The following is a 19539-nucleotide window of genomic DNA, read 5'->3' as shown; positions in this document are numbered from 1 at the left end:
ACCAGCGCCATGTCACAACTCCTCGCTACAGAGCCACTGTTGAGCGCGCGACGCCGCAGTGGCGGCGCGGAGACGGGAAGGGGTACGCGAGTGGATCCTGTGGTGGCCGGGGCAGTGGCGACGGTGCTCGTCAGTGTCGTCAGCGGTGTGGTCAAGGTGGTCCGCCAGTGGCTCGGCAGGGAGGTGGAGCTGGCACGCATCACCCACGAGGCCCTGACCGAACGGGTGCGCTGCGCCGCCCCGTGGGCATCACTGCAGGAGTCCCGCGACGGCCACCACGTACAGGTCGTGGCCGCCGCGCAGGACGGACCCGTACGAGCGGCCGCGCGCCCGGCCCCGGGGATCGGGGGTGGCCGCCGTGGAGGAAGCCGCGAGCACTGAGCTGAGTCCGCCGCGGCCGCTGGAGAGCGACACGGTCGCGCTGCCGGGCCGGGACCTCGCCGAGGAGCTGCACGAGACCGAGTACCCGGCCCTGGTGCGGTTCCTGCTGTTCCACGGAGCTTCGTGGAACGAGGCACAGGACGCCGCTCAGGACGCGTTCACGCAGATGTGCGCGCCGGGCGTGTCCATCCGCTACCCCAAGGCCTGGCTGCGCACGGTGGCCTGGCGCTCGTGGGTGGCGCAGCAGGTCCGCCTGGAGGACAGCTGCGCGGAGCCGCCGGAGCCGCGCGTGCTCGTGCGGTGGCAGACGCCCGCGCACGCGGCGGAGCTCGGCGAGGAGGCCCGGCGCGTCACCGCGCTCCTGCTCGGGCTTCCGGCCAAGCAACGGGCCGCGATGGCCTGGCACCTCGACGGGTTCACCACCCAGGAGAGCGCCCGCGCGATGGGGACGACGCAGGCCGCCGTCCGGCAGAACCTGGCCCGGGCCAGAGCCGCGCTGCGGGCGGGCCTCGGCCTGGCGGGCGGCGTCGGCGACGTACACGAGGGGCGGCGATGAAGCGCGACGGGGGCACGACGGGCCACGACCGGAAGTCCCCGCGGGGCCCCGGCCACCACGGCGCGCACGCGGCCGACCGCGTGCTGGACGGGCTGCTGGCCGCCGCGCACCGGCGCGTCGGCATCGCCGTGCACGACCGGATCATGGGGCAGGGCGGCCCGCCCGAGCTCCGCGACCCCGACCTCGCCCTGGACCGGATGCTCGCCACCACGTACCGGCAGACCGAACTCGCCGTCACCGCGCGGCTCGCCCGGGAGACCCTGGCCGCCGACGGGGAGCCGAGGGCGGCGCACGAGCCCGGGGCGCCCACGGACGGCGCGCTGATGCGGCGCCCCGCGCCGGTCCGGCTGAAGTACCGCCTGGAGGCCCTGCGCATCGCCCGCTCCTTCGGCCCCGCGGGCCTTCTGGACTCGCTGCGGGCCGCGCTGCGCGAGGCGCGGCGCCTCGCGGAGCTTCTGGAGGCGGACACGGCGCCCGGAGGGGCGCGCGACGCCGTCGGCCGCCTGGACGCGCGCCTCGCCCAGGTACGGCTCCCGCCAGCGCCCCGGCGCCGCGCGTCGCCCGTGATCGGCAGCGACTACCTGGCCGCCGTGGAGGACCTCCTCGCGCCGGGAGCGGAACAGCTCGTCCGGGCGGTACGGGACGTGCGGCTGCTCCTCGACGAGGAGCTCGTGCCCGGCTACCCGCTCGCCGCCGAGCTCGTGGCGCAGGACCTGGTGGACGACCTGGCGGACGCCCATGACCAGGCCGTGGCCCTGTGCCGCGCGATCAGCGACGTGGAGCGGGCCGGCACGGACTTCGTCGGGGCCGACCTGCGGGAGGCCCGGCTCGACGGCGTGCGGCTCGAGGGCATCAAGTGGGACGCGGCCACCGCGTGGCCCGCGGAGTGGGAGCCACTGATCCGCCGGGCCTCGCTGCCGGTCGGCGGGGAGCGGGGCGTGCTGGTCGTCGCGGCGGAGCCGTACGACAGCGTGGTGTCCGCGGACGCGTAGGCGGCCGTGCGCGGCCGCGGTCGGGGGCGCGGTCCGGGAGGCGGCCTGGGGTGCGGGAGGCGGCCTGGGGTGCGGGCGAGCCCGGGGCGGCGTGGGAGCCCCCCCACCCCCTCTCGTGGGCGCGCCCCGCCCCTCTCTCCGCGTACCACCAAGTACCGGCCAAGGAACGGCAAAATCCGGACCGATAGGGTGGCATGAACACGAAGTCACCCACCAGCACCAAGGGAGAGCTGTGTCCGCTTCACGTTTGAGCCGAACCCCGTTGCCCGGTATCGGCACCCGCTACGACCTCACCACGCGGGAACAGCGGCGGCTTTCCGTCGTGGCGCACCGGGACGGCGGGCGCACGCTCAGCGCCTACCGGTCCGACGACCCGGACGCCTGCGCGCTGTCGCTCCGGCTCAGCTCGGGGGAGGCGGCGGCGCTCGGTGACGCGCTGCTGCCAGCGCCGCAGTGCTCCACGGTGCTGCACACCACCGACCTCGGCCTGGTCGCCGAGCGCGTCGAGATCGCCGGCGCCTCGCACTGGAACGGGCGGCTGCTCGGCGAGACGCGGCTGCGGACCGAGACCGGCACCTCGGTCGTGGCGGTGCTGCGCAGGGCGGAGGCCATTCCCTCGCCCGCTCCGGACTTCCGGCTCGCGGGCGGGGACACGCTCATCGTGATCGGCACCCGCGAGGGTGTGGAGAGCGCCGCGACGATACTCGGCCGGGAGTGAGCGCGTGCATTCTGCTGTCCTACTGATCGAGTTCGGCGCCATCATCCTCGCGCTCGGCCTGCTCGGGCGGGTCGCCGGGCGGTTCCAGTTCTCCCCCATCCCGCTGTACCTCCTCGCCGGGCTCGCGTTCGGCACCGGCGGCGTGCTGCCGCTCGGCGCCAGCGAGGAGTTCGTCGCCATCGGCGCCGAGATCGGCGTCATCCTGCTCCTCCTCATGCTCGGCCTGGAGTACACGGCCAGCGATCTGGTCAGCAATCTCAAGACGCAGTACCCGGCCGGGATCGTCGACTGCGCGCTCAACGCGGTGCCGGGCGCGGTCGCCGCCCTCCTGATGGGGTGGGGTCCGGTCGCGGCGGTCGTACTCGCCGGTGTCACCTGGATCTCGTCCTCCGGCGTCATCGCCAAGGTCCTCGGCGACCTGGGGCGGCTCGGCAACCGGGAGACCCCGGTGATCCTGAGCATCCTGGTCCTGGAAGACCTCGCCATGGCCGTGTACCTGCCCATCATCACGGCCCTGCTGGCCGGGGTCGGCTGGGCGGCGGGCGGTCTCACCCTCGCGATCGCCCTGGGCGCGGCGGGCCTCGTGCTCTTCGTCGCGGTGCGCTACGGGCGGCTCATCTCGCGGTTCGTCTCCAGCGACGACCCGGAGAAGCTGCTCCTGGTCGTCCTCGGTCTGACCATCCTGGTCGCGGGCATCGCGCAGCAGCTGCAAGTGTCGGCCGCCGTCGGCGCGTTCCTCGTCGGGATCGCGCTTTCGGGCGAGGCCGCCGAGGGCGCGCACACCCTGCTGGCGCCGCTGCGTGATCTGTTCGCCGCCGTGTTCTTCGTCTTCTTCGGTCTGCACACCGATCCGGCGAGCATCCCGCCGGTGCTGCTGCCCGCCCTCGCGCTCGCCGTCGTCACCGCCTGCACGAAGATCGCCACCGGGTACTGGGCCGCGCGGCGCGCCGGGATCTCCGTCAAGGGCCGCTGGCGGGCGGGCGGCGCGCTCGTGGCGCGCGGCGAGTTCTCCATCGTGATCGCGGGCCTCGCGGTCTCCGCGGGCATCGAGCCGTCGCTCGGCCCGCTGGCCACGGCGTACGTCCTGATCCTGGTGGTGGCGGGGCCGCTCACCGCTCGATTCGTGGAGCCCGTCGCCGCCTTCGTGAGCGGCCTGTCCCGGCACCGGGACGCTCCGGCGCGCACGCAGGAGCGTCCGTCGGAGGAGCGTCCCTCGGAGGAGCGCCCCGACGAGCGCGCCCCGGCGGCCGAGCCGCTTACCTCCGAGGTCATCGACGTGGACTGAGCCCTCCCCCGAGACTGTCGGGCACGCCGCGCGCCATCGGGGCGCGCGGCGTGACCTGGGGAGGAGCCACATGAGCGAGAACACGTCGACGGCCACGCGCGCGGCCGTGCAGGAGTTGCTGCGCCGGATCGGCGAGGGTGCCCCGGAGCGGATCGCCGCTCTGTACGCGGCGCGCGTCGACTGGCTGCTCGACTGGCCCGACTCCGAGCACGGGCGCGCCGCCACGCCCTGGATCCGGCGCCGGTCCACGCGCACCGACGTCGCGGCGCACTACGGCCAGCTCGGCGCGTACCACGTGCCGGGCGAGGCCGCCACGCGGATCGAGCGGATCCTCGTCGACGGCCGGGACGCGGTCGTGCTCGGGGAGATCCGGCAGACCGCGAAGCCCACCGGGCGCGCCTACCGGGCCCGGTTCGCGCTGCACTTGACCGTCGAGGACGGCCTGGTCACCCGGCACCACGTGTACGAGGACTCGCTGGCCGTCGCCAAGGCCTTCGCCGGGCGGTGAGCGACGCGGCGCGAGCGCTCCGAGCGCCGTCCCCGCCCGGGTCCCGGCGCGGTCCCCGCCCACGTCCCGGCGCCGCCCCCGCCCAGGTCGCGGCGCCCGGGCGGGGCGCTTAGCGTGTGACGGGGGTGTCTTTCGAGGCGGGGGGTCTGGAGGCCACCATGGACCACACGCCCGGCCCAGAGCCCGCACCGCGGGACACCCCGGACCCGCTGCCCCATGGGGCGGAACCGATCGCCCACACGGCGGACACGACACCGCAGTCGGCCACCCCGCCGCCCGCGCACACCGCGCTCCACACGGGCGGCAAGCACGAGCACCGGTGGCTGATCCTCGCGGTCATCGCGACCGCGCAGCTCATGGTGGTCCTGGACGCGACGATCGTGAACATCGCGCTGCCGTCCGCCCAGCGCGACCTGGGCTTCACCGACGGCAACCGGCAGTGGATCGTCACCGCCTACGCGCTCGCCTTCGGCAGCCTGCTGCTGCTCGGCGGGCGCATCGCCGACCTGGTGGGCCGCAAGGCCGTCTTCATCGCGGGGCTCGCCGGATTCGCCCTCGCCTCCGCGCTCGGCGGCGCCGCGACCAGCTTCACCATGCTGGTCATCGCCCGCGCCCTGCAAGGCGTGTTCGGGGCGCTGCTCGCGCCCGCCGCGCTCTCGCTGCTCACCACCACGTTCACGGACCCGCGCGAGCGCGCCAAGGCCTTCGGCATCTACGGCGCCGTCGCCGGATCGGGCGCGGCGGTGGGCCTGCTGCTCGGCGGCGTACTGACGGAGTACCTGGACTGGCGCTGGTGCCTGTACGTCAACCTCGCCTTCGCCGCGGCCGCCATCATCGGCGGCGCCCGCTTGCTGCACCCGGGAGCCCCGCCGGACCGGCCGAAGCTGGACGTGCCCGGCACGCTGCTGGTCTCCGCGGGCCTGTTCTGCATCGTCTACGGCTTCTCCAACGCCGAGACGCACGCCTGGAGCGACTGGATGACGTGGGGCTTCCTCGCCATCGGGGTCGTACTCGTCGCCGCGTTCGCCTGGTGGCAGACGCGGGCCGAGCATCCCCTGCTGCCGCTGCGGGTGGTGCTCGACCGGGACCGGGGCGCGTCGTTCCTCGCCATGTTCATCTCCGGCGCGGGCATGTTCGGCGTGTTCCTGTTCCTGACGTACTACATGCAGCAGATCCTCGACTACACGCCGATCAAGACCGGTCTCGCGTTCCTGCCGATGGTCGCGGTGATGGTCGTGGTGTCCGTCCTCACCACCAACGTCTTCGTGCCGCGGTTCGGCGCCAAGCCCATCGTGCCGCTCGGCATGGGCCTTTCGGCGGCGAGCATGGTCTGGCTGACGTCGCTCGGCACGCACAGCGGGTACGCCGCGCACGTGCTGCCGCCGCTCCTCGTCATGGGACTCGGCCTCGGCCTCATCTTCGCCCCGGCGATGAGCATGGCCACCGCGGGCGTCGCCGCGCACGACGCGGGCGTGGCCTCCGCGATGGTCAACACCACCCAGCAGGTGGGCGGCTCCATCGGCACGGCGCTCCTCAACACGCTCGCCACCAGTGCCGCGTCGAACTACCTGGCCGGGAAGCGGCCGACGCCCGCGGTCCAGGCCGAGGCGCAGATGCAGAGCTACGAGACGGCGTACTGGTGGTCGGCGCTCTTCTTCGCGGTCGGACTGCTCGTCACCTTCGTGCTGTACCGCAGGGGCCGCCCCGTGGGCGGGCACCTGAGCGAAGGCGCGGTCCACATGTGAGCGGGCGCGGATGAGTGGGGAGGAAGGTGAGCGATGACGGACTCCTCCGCCTCTTCCGCCTCCCCCGCCGACGACGGCGGTGTGGCCCTGGCATCGCCGCGCGGCCGCTGGGTCCTGGCGTGCGCGGTGCTGGCGTCCGGCATGGCGCTGCTGGACGGCACGGTCGTCAACGTCGCCCTGCCGACCCTCGGCCGCGATCTGGACGCCTCCATCTCCGCCCTCCAGTGGGTGGTCAACGCCTACATGCTCACGCTGTCCGCGCTGCTGCTCCTCGGCGGCGCGCTCGGCGACCGCATCGGGCGGCGGCGCACCCTCGTCATCGGCGTGGTGTGGTTCGCGCTCGCCTCCGCGCTGTGCGGTCTCGCCCAGGACGCGGGCACCCTGATCGCGGCCCGGGCCCTGCAAGGGGTGGGCGGCGCCCTGCTCACGCCCGGCTCGCTCGCCCTGGTGCGGTCCTCCTTCCGGGCCGACGACCAGGCGAAGGCGGTGGGTGCCTGGTCGGGGCTCGGCGGTGTCGCCGGGGCGGTGGGCCCGTTCCTCGGCGGCTGGCTGATCGACGGGCCGGGCTGGCGCTGGATCTTCCTCATCAACATCCCCCTGGCCGCGGTCGTGCTCCTCGCGGCCCGGCACGTACCGGAGAGCCGCGACGAACACGCCGCCGCCCAGCGGTTCGACGTACCGGGCGCCGTGCTCGCGGCGCTGTTCCTGGCGGGCGTGAGCTTCGCGCTGATCGGCGCCTCCGGCGACTCGACGGCCGCGGCCGTCCTGCCGGGGGTCGGCGGCCTGCTCGCGGGCGCCGCCTTCCTGGCCGTCGAGCGACGGCGGCGCGACCCGATGCTGCCGCTCGGCCTGTTCCGCTCCGGCCTGTTCTCCGCGGCGAACGTCATGACGCTCTGCCTGTACGCCGCCATCGGCGGCATCCTGTTCCTGCTGCCCGTCCAGCTCCAGACCACGCTCGGCTACGACGCGCTGGAGGCGGGCACGGCGACGCTGCCCATCACGGTCCTGATGCTGCTCCTCTCCGCGTCGGCGGGCGATCTGGCCCGGCGTGTCGGCCCGCGCCTGCCCCTCACCCTGGGGCCGCTCATCGCGGCCGCCGGGGTCCTGCTGATGCTGCGGATCGGACCCGGCTCCTCGTACGCCGCCGACGTGCTGCCCGCGGTCGTCGTCCTGGGCGTGGGCATGAGCGTGTTCGTGGCGCCCCTGACGGCGACGGTCCTCGCCTCGGTGGACGCCTCCCGTGCCGGGCTCGCCAGCGGCGTCAACAACACGGCCGCCCGCATCGCCCAACTCCTCGTGGTCGCCGCCCTGCCGCTCGCCGTGGGCCTGAGCGGCACGGCGTACGCCGACCCGGACGCGCTGGACACGGCCTTCGGCAAGGCGGCGTGGGGCTGCGCGGGCCTGTTCGCCCTCGCGGCGCTCGCCGCGGCGGCCTTCATCAGACCGCGCCCCGACGACTGGCACGCGGAGGCGGGCAACGAACCGCACTGCAAGGCGAACGTGGCGGTGTCGGCACCGCCGTTGGAGCCTGGGGTGTGCGGCAGGGAAGGACACGAGGACGGCCGACGGTCCGGGTGAGGCGGGCGGGGCGTCAGCGCCCCCACATCTGTGGCGCGACCACAACTGTGGCGCGGGCGGACGACACCGGCGGTGTCCGCTGGCACGATGTTCCAGGAGGACGTCGTTCCGTCGGCACGGTGCTTCGAGCAGGGCGTCGTTCCGTGCGGGGGACCGGTGGACCGCAGTCCTGATCCAGCAGCGAAACCAGCAGGGGTGGAGGGCCATGGCCATGTCCAAGTCCACGTCCAAGTGCGTGGACGAACTGCTCGCCGGGATGGCCCGGGCGTGGAACGAGGGCGACGGTGCGGCACTGGCGGCGCACTTCGCCGAGGACGCGGACTTCGTCGACGTGGTGGGCCGGTTCCACCGGGGCCGGGCCGTGATCGCCGAGGAGCACCAGAAGATCTTCGACACGGTCTACCGGGGCAGCCGGTTGGCGATCCGGCTCCTCGACGGCCGCCCGCTGGCGGACGGCCTCCTGCTCCTGCACACCGCCACGACGCTGCACGTCCCCGAAGGGCCGCGCGCGGGCGAGTTGCACGGGATCCGGACACAGATCGTGCGGGACGCGGAGACCGACGGCAAGATCCTGGCGTTCCACAACAGCGCGCGGACGGACCTGGCGGACTTCGCGCACGACGACGAGGACATGGCCCGCCGCTCTCCCCGGGAGTGGCACGGGCAGGGCTCCCATGACCCCGACGACTCCTAGCTCCGGCCCCGACCTGCGGCGTTCCGCGGCGCACGGGGCCGACCCCGGAGCGGCCGCGTCCGTACGCCGGGGGCGGCGAGCGCGTGCCGAAGGGCGGACGGTACGCCTCCGTCAACCGCCAGGTCCCGTAGCCCAGTTAGTTGACGTGCCGGTGCCGGGACCGTGCGCGCGAGGCCCTATCGTGTACGTCATGTCCGCTCCCGAGCTGATCCGCATCGTCTCCCGCTCCTCCCCCATGGCCCTGGCCCAGGTCGAGCGCGTACGCACCGAACTCGCCGCCCTGCACCCCGGAGTCCGTACCGAGGTCCTGCCCGTGACGACCTCCGGGGACCGCTGGATGGGTGACCTGGCACAGCTCGGCGGGAAGGGCGCCTTCACCAAGGAGGTCGACGCGGCGCTGCTGGCCGGCGAGGCCGACCTCGCCGTGCACTGCGTGAAGGACGTGCCCGCGGACCGGCCGCTGCCGCAGGGCACGACGTTCGCCGCGTTCCTCAAGCGCGACGACATCCGCGACGCGCTCATCCACCCGGACGGCCTGACCCTCGACCAACTGCCCGCGGGCAGCCGCATCGGCACGTCGTCGGTGCGCCGCATCGCCCAGCTCGCCGCGTCCCACCCGCATCTGACCTGCGTGCCGATGCGCGGCAACGCGGGCCGCCGGCTGCAGAAGCTCGCGGCGGGCGAGGCCGACGCCCTGATGCTCGCCGTGTCCGGCCTGGAGCGGATCGACTCGATGCACCTGGTCTCCGACGTGCTGTCCGTGGAGACGATGTGCCCCCCGATCGGCGCCGGGATCCTCGCGCTCCAGTGCCGCGAGGACGACACCGACACCATCGACCTGGTGAGCGGACTCGGCGACCGGGACGCCTGGCGCGAGGCCACGGCCGAGCGGATGTTCCTGCACGTGCTCCAGGGGCACTGCAACTCGCCGATCGCCGGGTACGCCCGCTGCGACGCGAGCGGTGACCTGTCGCTGCGCGCGCGGGTCTTCACGCCCGACGGCAAGCGGGTCCTCAACGCCCACGAGTGGGCGGGCCCCCTCGACCCGGCGACGCTCGGCACCTCCGTGGCCGTGAGCCTGCTGCGGCAGGGGGCGCGGGAGCTGATCGACTCCATCGCGCACTGAGCCACGGGGCGCCGGGAGGGCGGGCCCGCCCTCCCGGCGCCCCGACGGGCTGAGGTGCGGTGCTTCTCAGGCCGTCGTCCACGGCCGGAGCTTCTCGGGGTTGCGCACCGACCAGAAGCGGCTGATCCGGTCCCCCTCGAAGTCGAACGCCACCACCGACGCGACGGCGCCCGCGTGTTCGACCACCAGGCCGGGCTGGCCGTTGACCGTGCGCTCCAGGATCGTCAGGTCCGGCACCATGCTCATCAGCATGACCAGCTGGCGCGCGACCTGCTCGTTCCCCACCGTGAGCGGCGTGGCGCTGACCAGCCCGCCGCCGTCGGCGAGCCCCACGGCATCGGGGTCGAGGAGGCCGACGAGGGCGGCGATGTCCTTGGCCTCCCACGCCTCCTTGAACCGCCTGACGAGGACGGCGCGTTGTGCCGCCGGGGTCGCCGCGGGCGCGTCCGGCGCGCGCATGCGGCGACGGGCCGACGAGGCCAGCTGGCGGCACGCCGCCGGGGTCCTGCCGACGATCTCGGCCACCTCGGCGAAGGAGTAGCGGAAGACGTCGTGCAGGATGAACGCCACGCGCTCGGCCGGAGTCATCGACTCCAGCACCACGAGGAACGCCATGCTGACCGACTCGTCGAGAGTGACCCGGTCGGCCGGATCGGCCGCCCTGCCGCCCGACCGCGCGTCGGCCCACTCCCTGTGGTCCGGCACCGGCTCCGGAAGCCACTCCCCCACATAGCTCTCGCGCCGGGCCCGCGCCGAGCCGAGCAGATCGAGGCAGATGCGGCTCGCGACCCTGGTCAGCCAGCCCCCGGGCGACGCGATGTCCGCCCGCTGCTGCCGGGTCATGGCGTACCAGCGGGCGTACGTCTCCTGTACGACGTCCTCGGCGTCGGCGAGGGAGCCGAGCAGCCGGTACGCGACATTGATCAGCTGACGCCTCTCGCTCATGATCACGCTCAAACCCGGGTCCAGGCGGTCGTTCTGGGACTCGTACGGGGTCCTCATGGGGTCGCTGCTCCTTTGGCCGTGTCTGCCGTCACCTGTACGACGGATCAGCCTGCCGAAATGTGAGATCGGCGCGGTGTCGCGCGCACGGCGCCTGACATTTCCAGGGGCTGTCTCGTCGGAGGGGTGAAGCGGGCGCGGCGCGTGTCTGCGGGGCGAGCGCGGCTCGTGACCTCCGGTCTGCGGGGCGCGCACGGCTCGTGCCGGTGGGACGTACGCGACTCGTACCTCTCGGGCGGGCGCGGCTCGTACCTCTGGGGCGGGCGCGGCTCGTACCTCTGGGGCGGGCGCGGCTCGTCGCGGTGGCACGGACACGCCTCGCGCCCGTGGGGCGAACACGCCGCCCCCGAACAGTGACTCATCTACTCAGCGCGGCCCGGTTGTCGCGCACATCAAGGAGACCATCATGGAACCCCGTCTCAACTTCCTCGCCAACCCGGTCTCGGGCAAGGCCCTCCAGAGCCTCGCCTCGGCGGGGAGGGCGCTCGCGGAGTCCACCCTGCCCGCCGCGACCCGCGAGTTGGTGGCGCTGCGGGCCAGCCAGATCAACGGCTGCGGCTTCTGCGCCGACATCCACACCAAGGAGGCCACGCACGCGGGAGAGACCCCCACGCGCCTCCACCTGCTCGCGACCTGGCGCGATGCCTCGGTCTACACCGAGGCCGAGCGGGCCGCCCTGGAGCTCGCGGAGCAGGGCACCCGCATCGCCGACGCCGCCGGTGGAGTCACCGACGAGGCCTGGGCCAACGCCGCCAAGCACTTCGACGAGGACCAGCTCGCCGCGCTGGTGTCGGAGATAGCCATCATCAACGCCTTCAACCGGCTGAACGTCATCACCGCGAACCCCGGAGGCGACTACCAGGTCGGCCAGTTCGGCTAGGACGGCCCGGGCGCGGGGCCGCGGTCTCCGCCGCGGCCCCGCGCCCGTCCGGTTCCGGTGTCAGCGGATGTCCGATGTCAGCGGATCGGCCGGAACGAGTAGTAGTGGTGGGACGGGTCGTTCCAGGAGAAGCCCGGGTCGACCAGTGCGGTCGCGCTCCCGGAGCAGTTGCTGGTGGGCCACAGGTGGACCCTGCGGTTGGTCTTGTTGGTGCCTCGGACGGCACCGGCCGAGGACGTGTTGTAGCAGCGGCCGACCTCGGGGTCGAACTCGATGGTCCGCAGGCCGTCGCCGTCGTAGTACTCGAAGTAGCAGCTTCCGCCGCCGGGCGGCGGGCAGGCGGGTTCTCGGGCCTCGGCGGCCGCTCTCGACCCGGTCGCGCCGCCCGTCTGGGCGAGGCCGGTGAGGCCGAGGGCCAGCACGCAGGTCAGGGCGATGCGCAGGGTGGTCTTGGGGTAGGTCATGGTTCCTCCTCGGTGTCGCGAGCACGCGCTGACACGCGTCCGGACACTGCGTGCCGGTACTCGTCGTGGCTCTGGTACTCGTGGTCGCTGCTCTGGTGCTTGTCGTCGCTCTGGTACGTCCGGACACTTTCGGATCGTGGTGTCCACGCCGCGCGGCCGTCCATCACCCACACGAGCGGGAGCGGCGCGCAAGGGGGGCTCGTTGGCCGGATCGTGGGGGTTCCGGCGGCGGGTGTCGTCGCCCGCGATCCGCGAGGGTGGTGGTCGCCATGGATGGTCGCCGTGGGTCGCCGTCGGTGGTCGCCGTCGGTGGCCGCCTGGGGGAAAACCCCCAGGTCAGTCGGAGGAAATCACCGTTCCTGCAGTGCTGGTGGGCGGCCTAGCGTGAGGTGTGTTGACCACGCCGGGCGCTGACCGGGCTTGCCGCAGGAGTTGTGATGATCGAGGTCCAAGGGCTCACCAAACGGTACGGGGCCACCACCGCCGTGGACGCCCTGAGTTTCGAGGTGCGCCCCGGAGCCGTGACGGGCTTCCTCGGGCCGAACGGCTCGGGCAAGTCGACCACGATGCGCATGGTGATGGGCCTGGACAGGCCGGACACCGGCTGGGCCCGGATCTCCGGACGCCTGTACGGGGAGCTGAGCTGGCCCCTGCGTGAGGTGGGCGCGCTGCTTGAGGCACACACGTTCCATCCCGGCCGCAGCGCGCGGGCGCATCTGGCGGCGCTCGCCGCGGGCGGCGGCATCCCGCGGGCGCGGGTGGACGAAGTGCTGGGTGTCGTCGGTCTGAGCGACGTCGCCGGGCGGCGTGCGGGGACGTTCTCGCTGGGCATGGCCCAGCGTCTGGGGATCGCCGCCGCACTCCTCGGCGATCCGGAGGTCCTCCTCTTCGACGAGCCGGTGAACGGCCTGGACCCGGAAGGCGTGCGCTGGATCCGGGAGTTGATGCGCTCCCTAGCCGCGGAAGGCCGCACCGTCCTGCTGTCGAGCCATCTCATCGGCGAGATGGCGCTCACCGCCGACCACTTGGTCGTGATCGGACAGGGGCGGTTGCTCGCCGACACCTCGGTGCGGGAGCTCACCGCGGACGGCCGCTCGCTCGAAGAGGCCTTCTTCGCGCTGACCAGCGGCTCCGCCGAGTACCGCGGTGTCACCACCCAGCCCGTCCCCGATGCTCACGAGCGGTCCCGCGGTGTCACCAAGCCCGCCGACACCGAAAGGAATCCGCGATGACCACCCTCACCACCACCGCCACCGCCAGGTACGGCTTTCGCCAGGCCGTCCACATGGAGTGGGTCAAGCTGCGGACACTCCGCTCAACGTTCTACGCGCTACTGCTCGCCGCGGTCAGCATGGTCGCGATCGGCGTCGTCACCATGGCCAACACCAAGGCGCCCTCGCCGGACAAGGCAGCCGCCTTCGACCCGACGAACAACGTCCTCGCGGGTGTCGCCCTCGGCCAGCTGCTCATCGGGGTCCTCGGCGTCCTCATCGTCACCGGGGAGTACTCCTCCGGGTCCATACGCTCCACACTCGCCGCCATACCCGACCGCCGCCTCCTGCTGGCCGCCAAAGCCTCCGTGTACGGCGCGGTGGTGCTCCTCGTGGGTGAGACCGTTGCCTTCCTGACGTTCTTCGCGGGGCGCGCCGCGCTCGCCGACGGAGTGCCGAGGCCGGACCTCGGGGACGCCGGTGTGCTGCGGGCCGTGCTGATGTCCGGCGCCTATCTGGGGATGATCGGCCTGATGGGCCTGGGCATCGGCGCGATCACCCGGCACACGGCCGGCGCCATCGCCTCGCTCGTCGGCGTCACCTTCGTCCTGCCCGCACTCATCAGCGGCATAGCGGGACCCACCGTGGCCAAGTACTTCCCGACCATGATCGCCGGTAACTCCCTCGCGGTCGCCAAGCCGGTCTCCGACATGCTCGCGCCATGGACCGGGTTCGCCGTCCTGTGTCTGTACACCACCGCCGTCCTCGGTGTGGGCGCGGGGCTGCTCGCCCGACGCGACGCCTGACAGGAAAATGATCACCATGCACGACACCAGCGAAGCCATCCCGCGCTCGCCCTCCCCCACCGCCCCCGGGCGTTCGTTCCTCCGCATGATGCTGCGGGCACCGCTGACCCGGCGCGCCTGGAGAGAGACGGCGTACTGCCTGCTCGCCTTTCCGCTCGGGCTGGTGGGCGGTGTCGTCCTGGCCGTGCTGTTCGCCCTGGGCGCGGGCCTGACGGTGTCGCTGCTCGGCGCGGTCGTCGGCATCCTGATCCTGGTGACGGGGGTGCGGCTGGCACGGGCTGTTGCCTCGGTGCACCGGCGCATGGCCTCCGGGCTCCTCGGCGAGCGGCTGCCGGCCCTGGAGCCGCCGTCCGCGGGCACGGGGCTCTTCGGCCGGCTCGACGCGGGCCTGCGGGACGGCGCGGGCTGGCGGGCCGTGTCGTACGTCCTGGTGAAACTGCCGGTGAGCGCCCTCGGGATGTACGCGGTGCTGTGGTGGCTGACCGGTCTGGTCAATGTCACGGCACCGCTGAGGTGGGCGGCCTTCGGGCAGCAGCCGAGCGCCGGTGACCCCGGCGGCATGCCCGTCCTCACACCCGTTCCCGTCGGCGGCCTCGAAGTGGACACCTTCGCCGGGACGTTCGGGGCGCTCGCCTTCGGCGTGGCGCTGCTGTGGCTCGCGCCCTGGCCGACGCGGCTGGTGGTGGAGGCCGACCGCTGGCTGCTGCGTGCTCTGCTCGGCCCGAGCCGCCTCGCCGACCGGGTGCGCAACCTGGAGGAAACCCGTGCCCTCGCGGTCGACGATTCGGTGGCCCTGCTGCGCCGCGTGGAGCGCGATCTGCACGACGGGGCGCAGGTCCGGCTCGTCGCGGTCGCCATGAGCCTGGACATGGTCAAGGAGCGGCTCGGCACGGCGGACACATACGACAGGGCTGATCCCGCCGGCGACCCCATCGACCTGGCCCGCGTGCGGCAGCTCGTCGACGGCGCCCATCGGAACGCCACCGAGGCGCTCACCGAACTGCGCGACCTCGCCCGGGGCCTGCACCCACCGGTGCTCGACGACGGGCTGCCGGACGCACTCGCCACGCTCGCCGCCCGCAGCAGCATCCCGGTCGAGCTGACCGCCGATGTGCCCCGGCGCCCCACCCCGGCCATCGAGACCATCGCGTACTTCTGCGCGGCCGAGCTGCTCACCAACGTGATCAAGCACAGCGGCGCCACGCAGGTGATCCTCACGGTGGACGAGTGCCACGACGGGATGCTGCGGCTCCAGGTCGTGGACGACGGCCGGGGCGGCGCGGCGATCGGCGCGGGCAGCGGCCTCACCGGCCTCGTCCAGCGGATGCGCCCCGTCGACGGCCGACTGATGGTCCACAGCCCCGAGGGCGGACCGACGACGGCCGTCGTCGAGCTGCCGATGCGCGCGTGAGAGCATTCCACCATGCGTGTCGTGATCGCCGAGGACGCCGCTGTACTGCGGGAATTGCTGGCCCAGATGCTCGTGGAGCGGGGGCATGAGGTGTGTGCCGCCGTCGGTGACGCGGACGCGTTGCGCACGGCGGTGGCCGAGCACCGGCCGGACGTCACCGTCGTCGACATCCGGATGCCGCCGTCCCACACGGACGAGGGCCTGCGGGCCGCCATCGACATCCGCCGCACGTATCCGAGCACGGGGGTGCTGCTGTTCTCCCAGTACGTGGAGACGAAGTACGCCACGCGGCTGCTCGCGGACGGTTCGGCGGGGGTCGGCTATCTGCTCAAGGACCGGGTCGCCAACATCGCGGAGTTCACGGACGCGCTGGAGCGCGTGGCGGCGGGCGGCACCGCGCTCGATCCGGAGGTCGTCACCCAGCTCGCGGGGGCGAGCCATCGGGCGGCGGAGCTGGCACCGTTGACCGAGCGGGAGCGGCAGGTGCTGAAGCTGATGGCGGAGGGCCGTTCGAACGCGGCGATCGCGCAGGCCCTCGTGGTGTCGGCGGGCACGGTGGAGAAGCATGTGGCGGCGGTCTTCGACAAGTTGGGGCTACCCGCGTCGCACGACCACAACCGTCGGGTGCTCGCGGTGATCCGCTATCTGCGGGCCTGACCGGCCCCGCGGAGGACCGACGTCCCATGGCTCGGACCCGAGGCGGGTCGGTCAGTCGACGTCGGAGAAGCCGGGGGCGTCCGTCACGGCTGAGCCGTACAGCGCGCTCTTCGAGCGGTCCATGAGGTAGCAGAAGACGGGGCGGCCCACGCTCCAGGACGAGCGGCTGACGATGCCCGCGGTCCAGCTCAGGTCGTCCTCCGTGCCGAGGTAGGCGGCGGTGAAGCGCTGCGAGCACCGCTGTCGGGCGTGGGCCTGGGCGACGGCGTCCCCGGGGTAGGCGGTGGCTCGGTAGCGCGGGGCGGTGGCGAAGAGCTCGAAGTGGTGGGCCTCGTCGCAGTCGACGCGCAGCGCTGTGGCGCGGGCCGCGCGTCCGGCCACGCAGTCACCCACTTCGAGGTCGGCCCAGCTGACCGGCGTACCGGTGGGGGTGTCGTTCGGGAGGGCCTCTTGGCTGAGCGCGGCGGCTGCGGACGTGCTCAGGGCGAGCACGGCCACGAGCGCTCCGCGCCGTAGCCGACGGCGGCGCGGGGTGGCGGAGCGGCCGGGGCCCGGCCCGTCCGCGTGCCGTCCGGTGGGCGCGTCCGGCTCGGGGACCCAGGAGTACGGGATCTGGAACTCCCCCGGGTCCCGCGCGTAGGGGTCCCCCTGATGTCCCTGGCGCGGCGTGGCCATAGCCCGAGGGTGCCAGCTGGACGTCCGACTGAGTACAACTCCGCGCGAATTCAGGGAAATTGGCACATCCTGTTGCCCAAGCGGGGCGTTTCGCGGGACATTGCCCTGAGCGCCGACCGCGACGGTTTGTCACGGTCCCGGGGGCCGGTGGCACCGCGTGCGGGGCGGCGCAGGGGGGAGGTCCGCGGTCATGGGCGCCAGCACGGACTTGTACGCGCAGTGGGCGGTCGGCATGCTCGAAGCCCTGGAGCGCGCTCCGGCGCACGATCCGGACGAGACCGCACTCGCCTCCCGTCGGGGAGAGTTCCGTTCGGGCGTCGCCCATCTCCTGGGGGAGGCGCGTGATCCGCTGTCGATCGGTGTGGTCGGCGAGTTCAGCGCGGGCAAGTCGCTGTTGATCGAGGCGCTGCTCGGGATGCCGGGCCTGCTGTCGGTGAGCCATGTGCCGACCACGGGCAACGTGACGGCCATCCGCATCGACCAGTCGGGCGACGGCGAGCCGGGGCCGACGCTGCAGGAGCGCGCGGTCGTCTACTGCACGGCGCCCGAGACGGCCGAGCTCATGACGCATCTGCACGGCAGGCTCCAGGAGCTTGCGGGCCTGGAAGGGCTGGGCGAGCGGGAGCTCGGCGAGCTGCGTACGGCGCGGCCGGGCTCCGAGGGGTGGCAGCCGCTGATCGACTGGTGCCGCCGGTACGGCCGTTCCGCGCAGGGCTCCAAGATGAGCGCGGTGGCCAAGGAGACCCTGCTCCTGCACGCCGCCTACGAAGAGGGCGCGCCGCTGCTCGGACGGCGCTACGACCTGTCCGACGCGCAGGCCAAGCAGGCCATGTCCCTGCCCGACGTGCCGCAACAGCAGGGCGGCGGCTGGGACAGGCGCGGCACGGTGGCGCCGGGCGGCCGGATCCCGGACGACGTGCTCACCGCGTGCGTACCGCTGATCAGGAAGATCGAGCTGCGGGTGCGGATACCGCGCGCCGTGTGGGACCTGGGGGACGTGGGCGCGCTCACGCTGATGGACTTCCCCGGCCTGAACAGCCCCAGCTCGGGTGCGCGGGACCGGTTCCTGAGCCGTCGCGAGCTGCGTGACATCCACACCGTGCTGGTCCTGATGAACGCCCAGCGCGGGCCGGTGGCCAGTGAGCAGGACTTCTTCGACATGCTGCGCGAGCCCACGGCGGATGGGCGGGAACGCAGGTCGGACGAGGAGCTGCGGGAGAGCATCCTGGTCGCGGGCGGCCGCTTCGACCAGCTGCCGGTCGATGACGCGCCCGGGCTCGAGGCCGCGCTGCTGGGAGCGCACGAGCGCCTGACGGAGCGGCGGCTGCTGGGCCAGCCGGACACCGCGGTACTCGACACGATCGTCGAGGCCTCGCAGTCCCTGCTGCCCGCAGGGCAGCACAAGCAGCTCATCCTGGTTTCGCCCATGGTGGGTCTCGCCGCGCTGCGCGCCTCCGGCGTCCTCGGCGGCGAGGGGGCGGACGGGACGCGCGTCCACGTGCGCGAGGCGGGCAGCGGCACCGGCCAACCGGTGCCGACCGGCCTGTGGGCGCGCGTCGCCGACCGGCTCGAAGCGGATGCCCCGGGCAGCGGGCTGATCCGGGCCCTGCGCGAGTACGCCCACGACGGCGGGCTGCGGCTGCTGCGCGGTGAACTCACCGGGCACGCCCGGGAGCACGGCGGCACCCTCAAGAGCAGCGCGGTGCGCCGCCGGGCCGGAGCGGTGGACCGGGCCCGGCTCGCGCTGATCACCGCGGAGCGCTCGGCGCACCCGGGAGTGGAGTACCCGCCCGCGTACCAGGAGATCCAGCGGACCCTGCACGCCACCCGGCAGGCGCTGGCCGCGCTGCGCGAGGTGCTGGTCCTGGAGCGGGCCACGGACGGGGCGCGCGGCGACGACGCGCTGCGCCGGTACCTGGTCGACGAGGCCGCGACGGCGGTCGCCGCGTGGCCGCAGTGGAAGGAGCTGTTCGCGGCGGTGGACCGGGAGCGGCACCTGGTCGTGGCGCCGCACGCCACCGAGGGCGACGCGGACTTCGCCCAGCACGTGCAGGACGAGCTGGCGCTCCTCGGCCTCTTCACACAGGAGCCCGCCGCCGCGGAGAGCGATCCGGCGCCGGGCATTCCGGATGGTCCCGAGGAGCTCCTGGTGGCGTTCCGGGCGTCCCACGAGGCGCTCCTCACCCTCGTCCACGACCGGATCCGGGCCGCGTACGAGGCGCGTCTCGACGACCACGCCGACACGCTTGAGGACCTGCGCCGCGGCTGGATCGAGATCACCGCGGAGGAGCTGCGGCGCGGCGCGCTGCCGCCGCCGCGCCGGGACCGGCTCGGCGCGCTGATCGCCACAACCAACCCGGAGTGGTACCGCGCGGAGCTGCGGCAGACGGTGCCCCCGCAGCCGGATCCGGCGGACGTGGACGCCAGCTTCCCGCTGCGCCTCGACCGCTGTTTCCCCTGGCATCCGGACCAGCCCGAGGACCGTGACCCGCTGGAGCGCCACGTCGCGCACGTCGTGCGGATGCGGCGCGAGCTGGTCGCCGCCCTCGTGGATCTGGTGCACGGTCATCTGGCCGCCCATCAGGCGGAGTTCGCGCGGCAGGCGGGCAAGGCCCTGGCACAGGGCGAGCGGTTCGTGAACGCCACCGACACGCCCGAGCTGCTCCTGTCCGGCCTTCGGGCCGACGGCGCGGCCCAGGGCGCCGCACCCCTCGACCTGGCCGCGCGCCTGGAAGCGATGCCGCTGCCCCGGCCGTCCGCGCACCCCGGCGCGGCCCGCGGTACGCGGACGTCCACCGTCAAGAGCCTCGCCACGCCGCCCACCGCCCCGCGCAAGGCCTGACCCACGGA

General features: G+C 73.5%; 19 protein-coding genes and 1 pseudogene. 17 read left to right on the top strand and 3 right to left on the bottom strand.

Annotated elements, in window-relative coordinates; genetic code table 11:
- The first annotated feature begins 90 nt into the window (after positions 1-90).
- From IG74_RS45845 to hemC, 10 genes are all read left to right on the top strand, one after another.
- Positions 91-381 (top strand): hypothetical protein, encoded by a 291-nt coding sequence (locus IG74_RS45845; protein WP_037825268.1) that lies wholly within the window; start codon positions 91-93, stop codon positions 379-381.
- Positions 359-937, top strand: a complete 579-nt coding sequence (locus tag IG74_RS0113850) for an RNA polymerase sigma factor (RefSeq protein WP_037825315.1) — start codon at positions 359-361, stop codon at positions 935-937. Before IG74_RS45845 ends, IG74_RS0113850 begins: the two co-directional genes overlap by 23 nt.
- A complete protein-coding gene (locus IG74_RS0113845) occupies positions 934-1929 on the top strand; it encodes a hypothetical protein (protein WP_234334330.1) in 996 nt (331 codons plus the stop codon). The genes IG74_RS0113850 and IG74_RS0113845 overlap by 4 nt, the downstream gene beginning before the upstream one ends.
- Positions 1930-2176: 247 nt before the next feature.
- Entirely contained in the window at positions 2177-2647 is a 471-nt protein-coding gene (locus tag IG74_RS0113840) for a cation:proton antiporter regulatory subunit (protein WP_030675239.1), read from the top strand.
- A gap of 4 nt (positions 2648-2651) precedes the next feature.
- Positions 2652-3932, top strand: coding sequence for a cation:proton antiporter (locus IG74_RS0113835; protein WP_078868767.1), 1281 nt, complete (start codon positions 2652-2654; stop codon positions 3930-3932).
- A 70-nt stretch (positions 3933-4002) separates the two neighbouring features.
- Complete coding sequence (locus tag IG74_RS0113830) at positions 4003-4440, top strand: nuclear transport factor 2 family protein (protein ID WP_030675235.1); 438 nt, start codon at positions 4003-4005, stop codon at positions 4438-4440.
- A gap of 158 nt (positions 4441-4598) precedes the next feature.
- Positions 4599-6185 carry an MFS transporter gene (locus IG74_RS0113825; RefSeq protein WP_078868766.1) on the top strand — a complete coding sequence of 529 codons (1587 nt, stop codon included), beginning with the start codon at positions 4599-4601 and terminating at the stop codon, positions 6183-6185.
- Between the two features lie 33 nt (positions 6186-6218).
- A complete protein-coding gene (locus IG74_RS0113820) occupies positions 6219-7763 on the top strand; it encodes an MFS transporter (RefSeq protein ID WP_030675229.1) in 1545 nt (514 codons plus the stop codon).
- A 211-nt stretch (positions 7764-7974) separates the two neighbouring features.
- Positions 7975-8457 (top strand): SgcJ/EcaC family oxidoreductase, encoded by a 483-nt coding sequence (locus IG74_RS0113815; protein ID WP_030675226.1) that lies wholly within the window; start codon positions 7975-7977, stop codon positions 8455-8457.
- A 190-nt stretch (positions 8458-8647) separates the two neighbouring features.
- Positions 8648-9583, top strand: a complete 936-nt coding sequence (gene hemC / locus IG74_RS0113810) for a hydroxymethylbilane synthase (RefSeq protein ID WP_030675224.1) — start codon at positions 8648-8650, stop codon at positions 9581-9583.
- A 66-nt stretch (positions 9584-9649) separates the two neighbouring features.
- On the opposite strand, the gene sigJ is transcribed toward hemC, so the two are convergent.
- Entirely contained in the window at positions 9650-10585 is a 936-nt protein-coding gene (gene sigJ, locus IG74_RS0113805) for an RNA polymerase sigma factor SigJ (RefSeq protein WP_030675221.1), read from the bottom strand.
- 144 nt (positions 10586-10729) lie between these two features.
- Here sigJ and IG74_RS0113800 point away from each other — a divergent pair, with 144 nt between their 5' ends.
- Entirely contained in the window at positions 10730-10942 is a 213-nt protein-coding gene (locus IG74_RS0113800) for a hypothetical protein (RefSeq protein ID WP_158857611.1), read from the top strand.
- 49 nt (positions 10943-10991) lie between these two features.
- Positions 10992-11465 (top strand): carboxymuconolactone decarboxylase family protein, encoded by a 474-nt coding sequence (locus IG74_RS0113795; protein ID WP_030675215.1) that lies wholly within the window; start codon positions 10992-10994, stop codon positions 11463-11465.
- A gap of 77 nt (positions 11466-11542) precedes the next feature.
- Here the strand turns inward: IG74_RS0113795 and IG74_RS0113790 are convergent, their stop codons facing one another.
- Entirely contained in the window at positions 11543-11929 is a 387-nt protein-coding gene (locus IG74_RS0113790) for a hypothetical protein (protein WP_030675212.1), read from the bottom strand.
- Between the two features lie 437 nt (positions 11930-12366).
- Between IG74_RS0113790 and IG74_RS0113785 the strand changes: the two are divergent.
- From IG74_RS0113785 to IG74_RS0113770, 4 genes and pseudogenes are all read left to right on the top strand, one after another.
- Positions 12367-13005, top strand: a pseudogene (locus tag IG74_RS0113785) (ATP-binding cassette domain-containing protein); the annotation flags it as partial.
- 152 nt (positions 13006-13157) lie between these two features.
- Entirely contained in the window at positions 13158-13946 is a 789-nt protein-coding gene (locus IG74_RS0113780; protein ID WP_030675206.1) for an ABC transporter permease, read from the top strand.
- 16 nt (positions 13947-13962) lie between these two features.
- Positions 13963-15357: a sensor histidine kinase gene (locus IG74_RS0113775; RefSeq protein WP_030675202.1), complete on the top strand. Its 1395-nt coding sequence runs from the start codon at positions 13963-13965 to the stop codon at positions 15355-15357.
- Positions 15358-15369: 12 nt separating this feature from the next.
- The gene (locus tag IG74_RS0113770; protein WP_030675199.1) at positions 15370-16014 is read left to right on the top strand and encodes a response regulator transcription factor; all 645 of its coding nucleotides are present in this window, start codon (positions 15370-15372) and stop codon (positions 16012-16014) included.
- Between the two features lie 51 nt (positions 16015-16065).
- Here IG74_RS0113770 and IG74_RS0113765 read toward each other — a convergent pair whose 3' ends face one another.
- A complete protein-coding gene (locus IG74_RS0113765) occupies positions 16066-16689 on the bottom strand; it encodes a septum formation family protein (protein ID WP_030675196.1) in 624 nt (207 codons plus the stop codon).
- Positions 16690-16879: 190 nt separating this feature from the next.
- On the opposite strand from IG74_RS0113765, the gene IG74_RS0113760 reads away from it, so the two are divergent.
- Positions 16880-19531, top strand: a complete 2652-nt coding sequence (locus IG74_RS0113760; protein ID WP_030675193.1) for a dynamin family protein — start codon at positions 16880-16882, stop codon at positions 19529-19531.
- The last annotated feature ends 8 nt before the right edge of the window (positions 19532-19539 follow it).

It is taken from the genome of Streptomyces sp. NRRL B-1347, from assembly GCF_000720325.1.
GTDB lineage: Bacteria > Actinomycetota > Actinomycetes > Streptomycetales > Streptomycetaceae > Streptomyces.
The sequence above is the reverse complement of the archived record's forward strand: the minus strand, read 5'-3'. Positions and strand labels throughout refer to the sequence as shown.

Coding starts and splice junctions, on each gene's coding strand:
- IG74_RS0113790 (WP_030675212.1), bottom strand. CDS start 11,929: ATGACCTACCCCAAGACCACCCTGCGCATCGCCCTGACCTGCGTGCTG.
- IG74_RS0113780 (WP_030675206.1), top strand. CDS start 13,158: ATGACCACCCTCACCACCACCGCCACCGCCAGGTACGGCTTTCGCCAG.
- IG74_RS0113815 (WP_030675226.1), top strand. CDS start 7,975: ATGTCCAAGTCCACGTCCAAGTGCGTGGACGAACTGCTCGCCGGGATG.
- IG74_RS0113765 (WP_030675196.1), bottom strand. CDS start 16,689: ATGGCCACGCCGCGCCAGGGACATCAGGGGGACCCCTACGCGCGGGAC.
- sigJ (WP_030675221.1), bottom strand. CDS start 10,585: ATGAGGACCCCGTACGAGTCCCAGAACGACCGCCTGGACCCGGGTTTG.
- IG74_RS0113825 (WP_078868766.1), top strand. CDS start 4,599: ATGGACCACACGCCCGGCCCAGAGCCCGCACCGCGGGACACCCCGGAC.
- IG74_RS0113830 (WP_030675235.1), top strand. CDS start 4,003: ATGAGCGAGAACACGTCGACGGCCACGCGCGCGGCCGTGCAGGAGTTG.
- IG74_RS0113795 (WP_030675215.1), top strand. CDS start 10,992: ATGGAACCCCGTCTCAACTTCCTCGCCAACCCGGTCTCGGGCAAGGCC.
- IG74_RS0113845 (WP_234334330.1), top strand. CDS start 934: ATGAAGCGCGACGGGGGCACGACGGGCCACGACCGGAAGTCCCCGCGG.
- IG74_RS0113770 (WP_030675199.1), top strand. CDS start 15,370: ATGCGTGTCGTGATCGCCGAGGACGCCGCTGTACTGCGGGAATTGCTG.
- IG74_RS0113820 (WP_030675229.1), top strand. CDS start 6,219: ATGACGGACTCCTCCGCCTCTTCCGCCTCCCCCGCCGACGACGGCGGT.
- hemC (WP_030675224.1), top strand. CDS start 8,648: ATGTCCGCTCCCGAGCTGATCCGCATCGTCTCCCGCTCCTCCCCCATG.
- IG74_RS0113775 (WP_030675202.1), top strand. CDS start 13,963: ATGCACGACACCAGCGAAGCCATCCCGCGCTCGCCCTCCCCCACCGCC.
- IG74_RS0113760 (WP_030675193.1), top strand. CDS start 16,880: ATGGGCGCCAGCACGGACTTGTACGCGCAGTGGGCGGTCGGCATGCTC.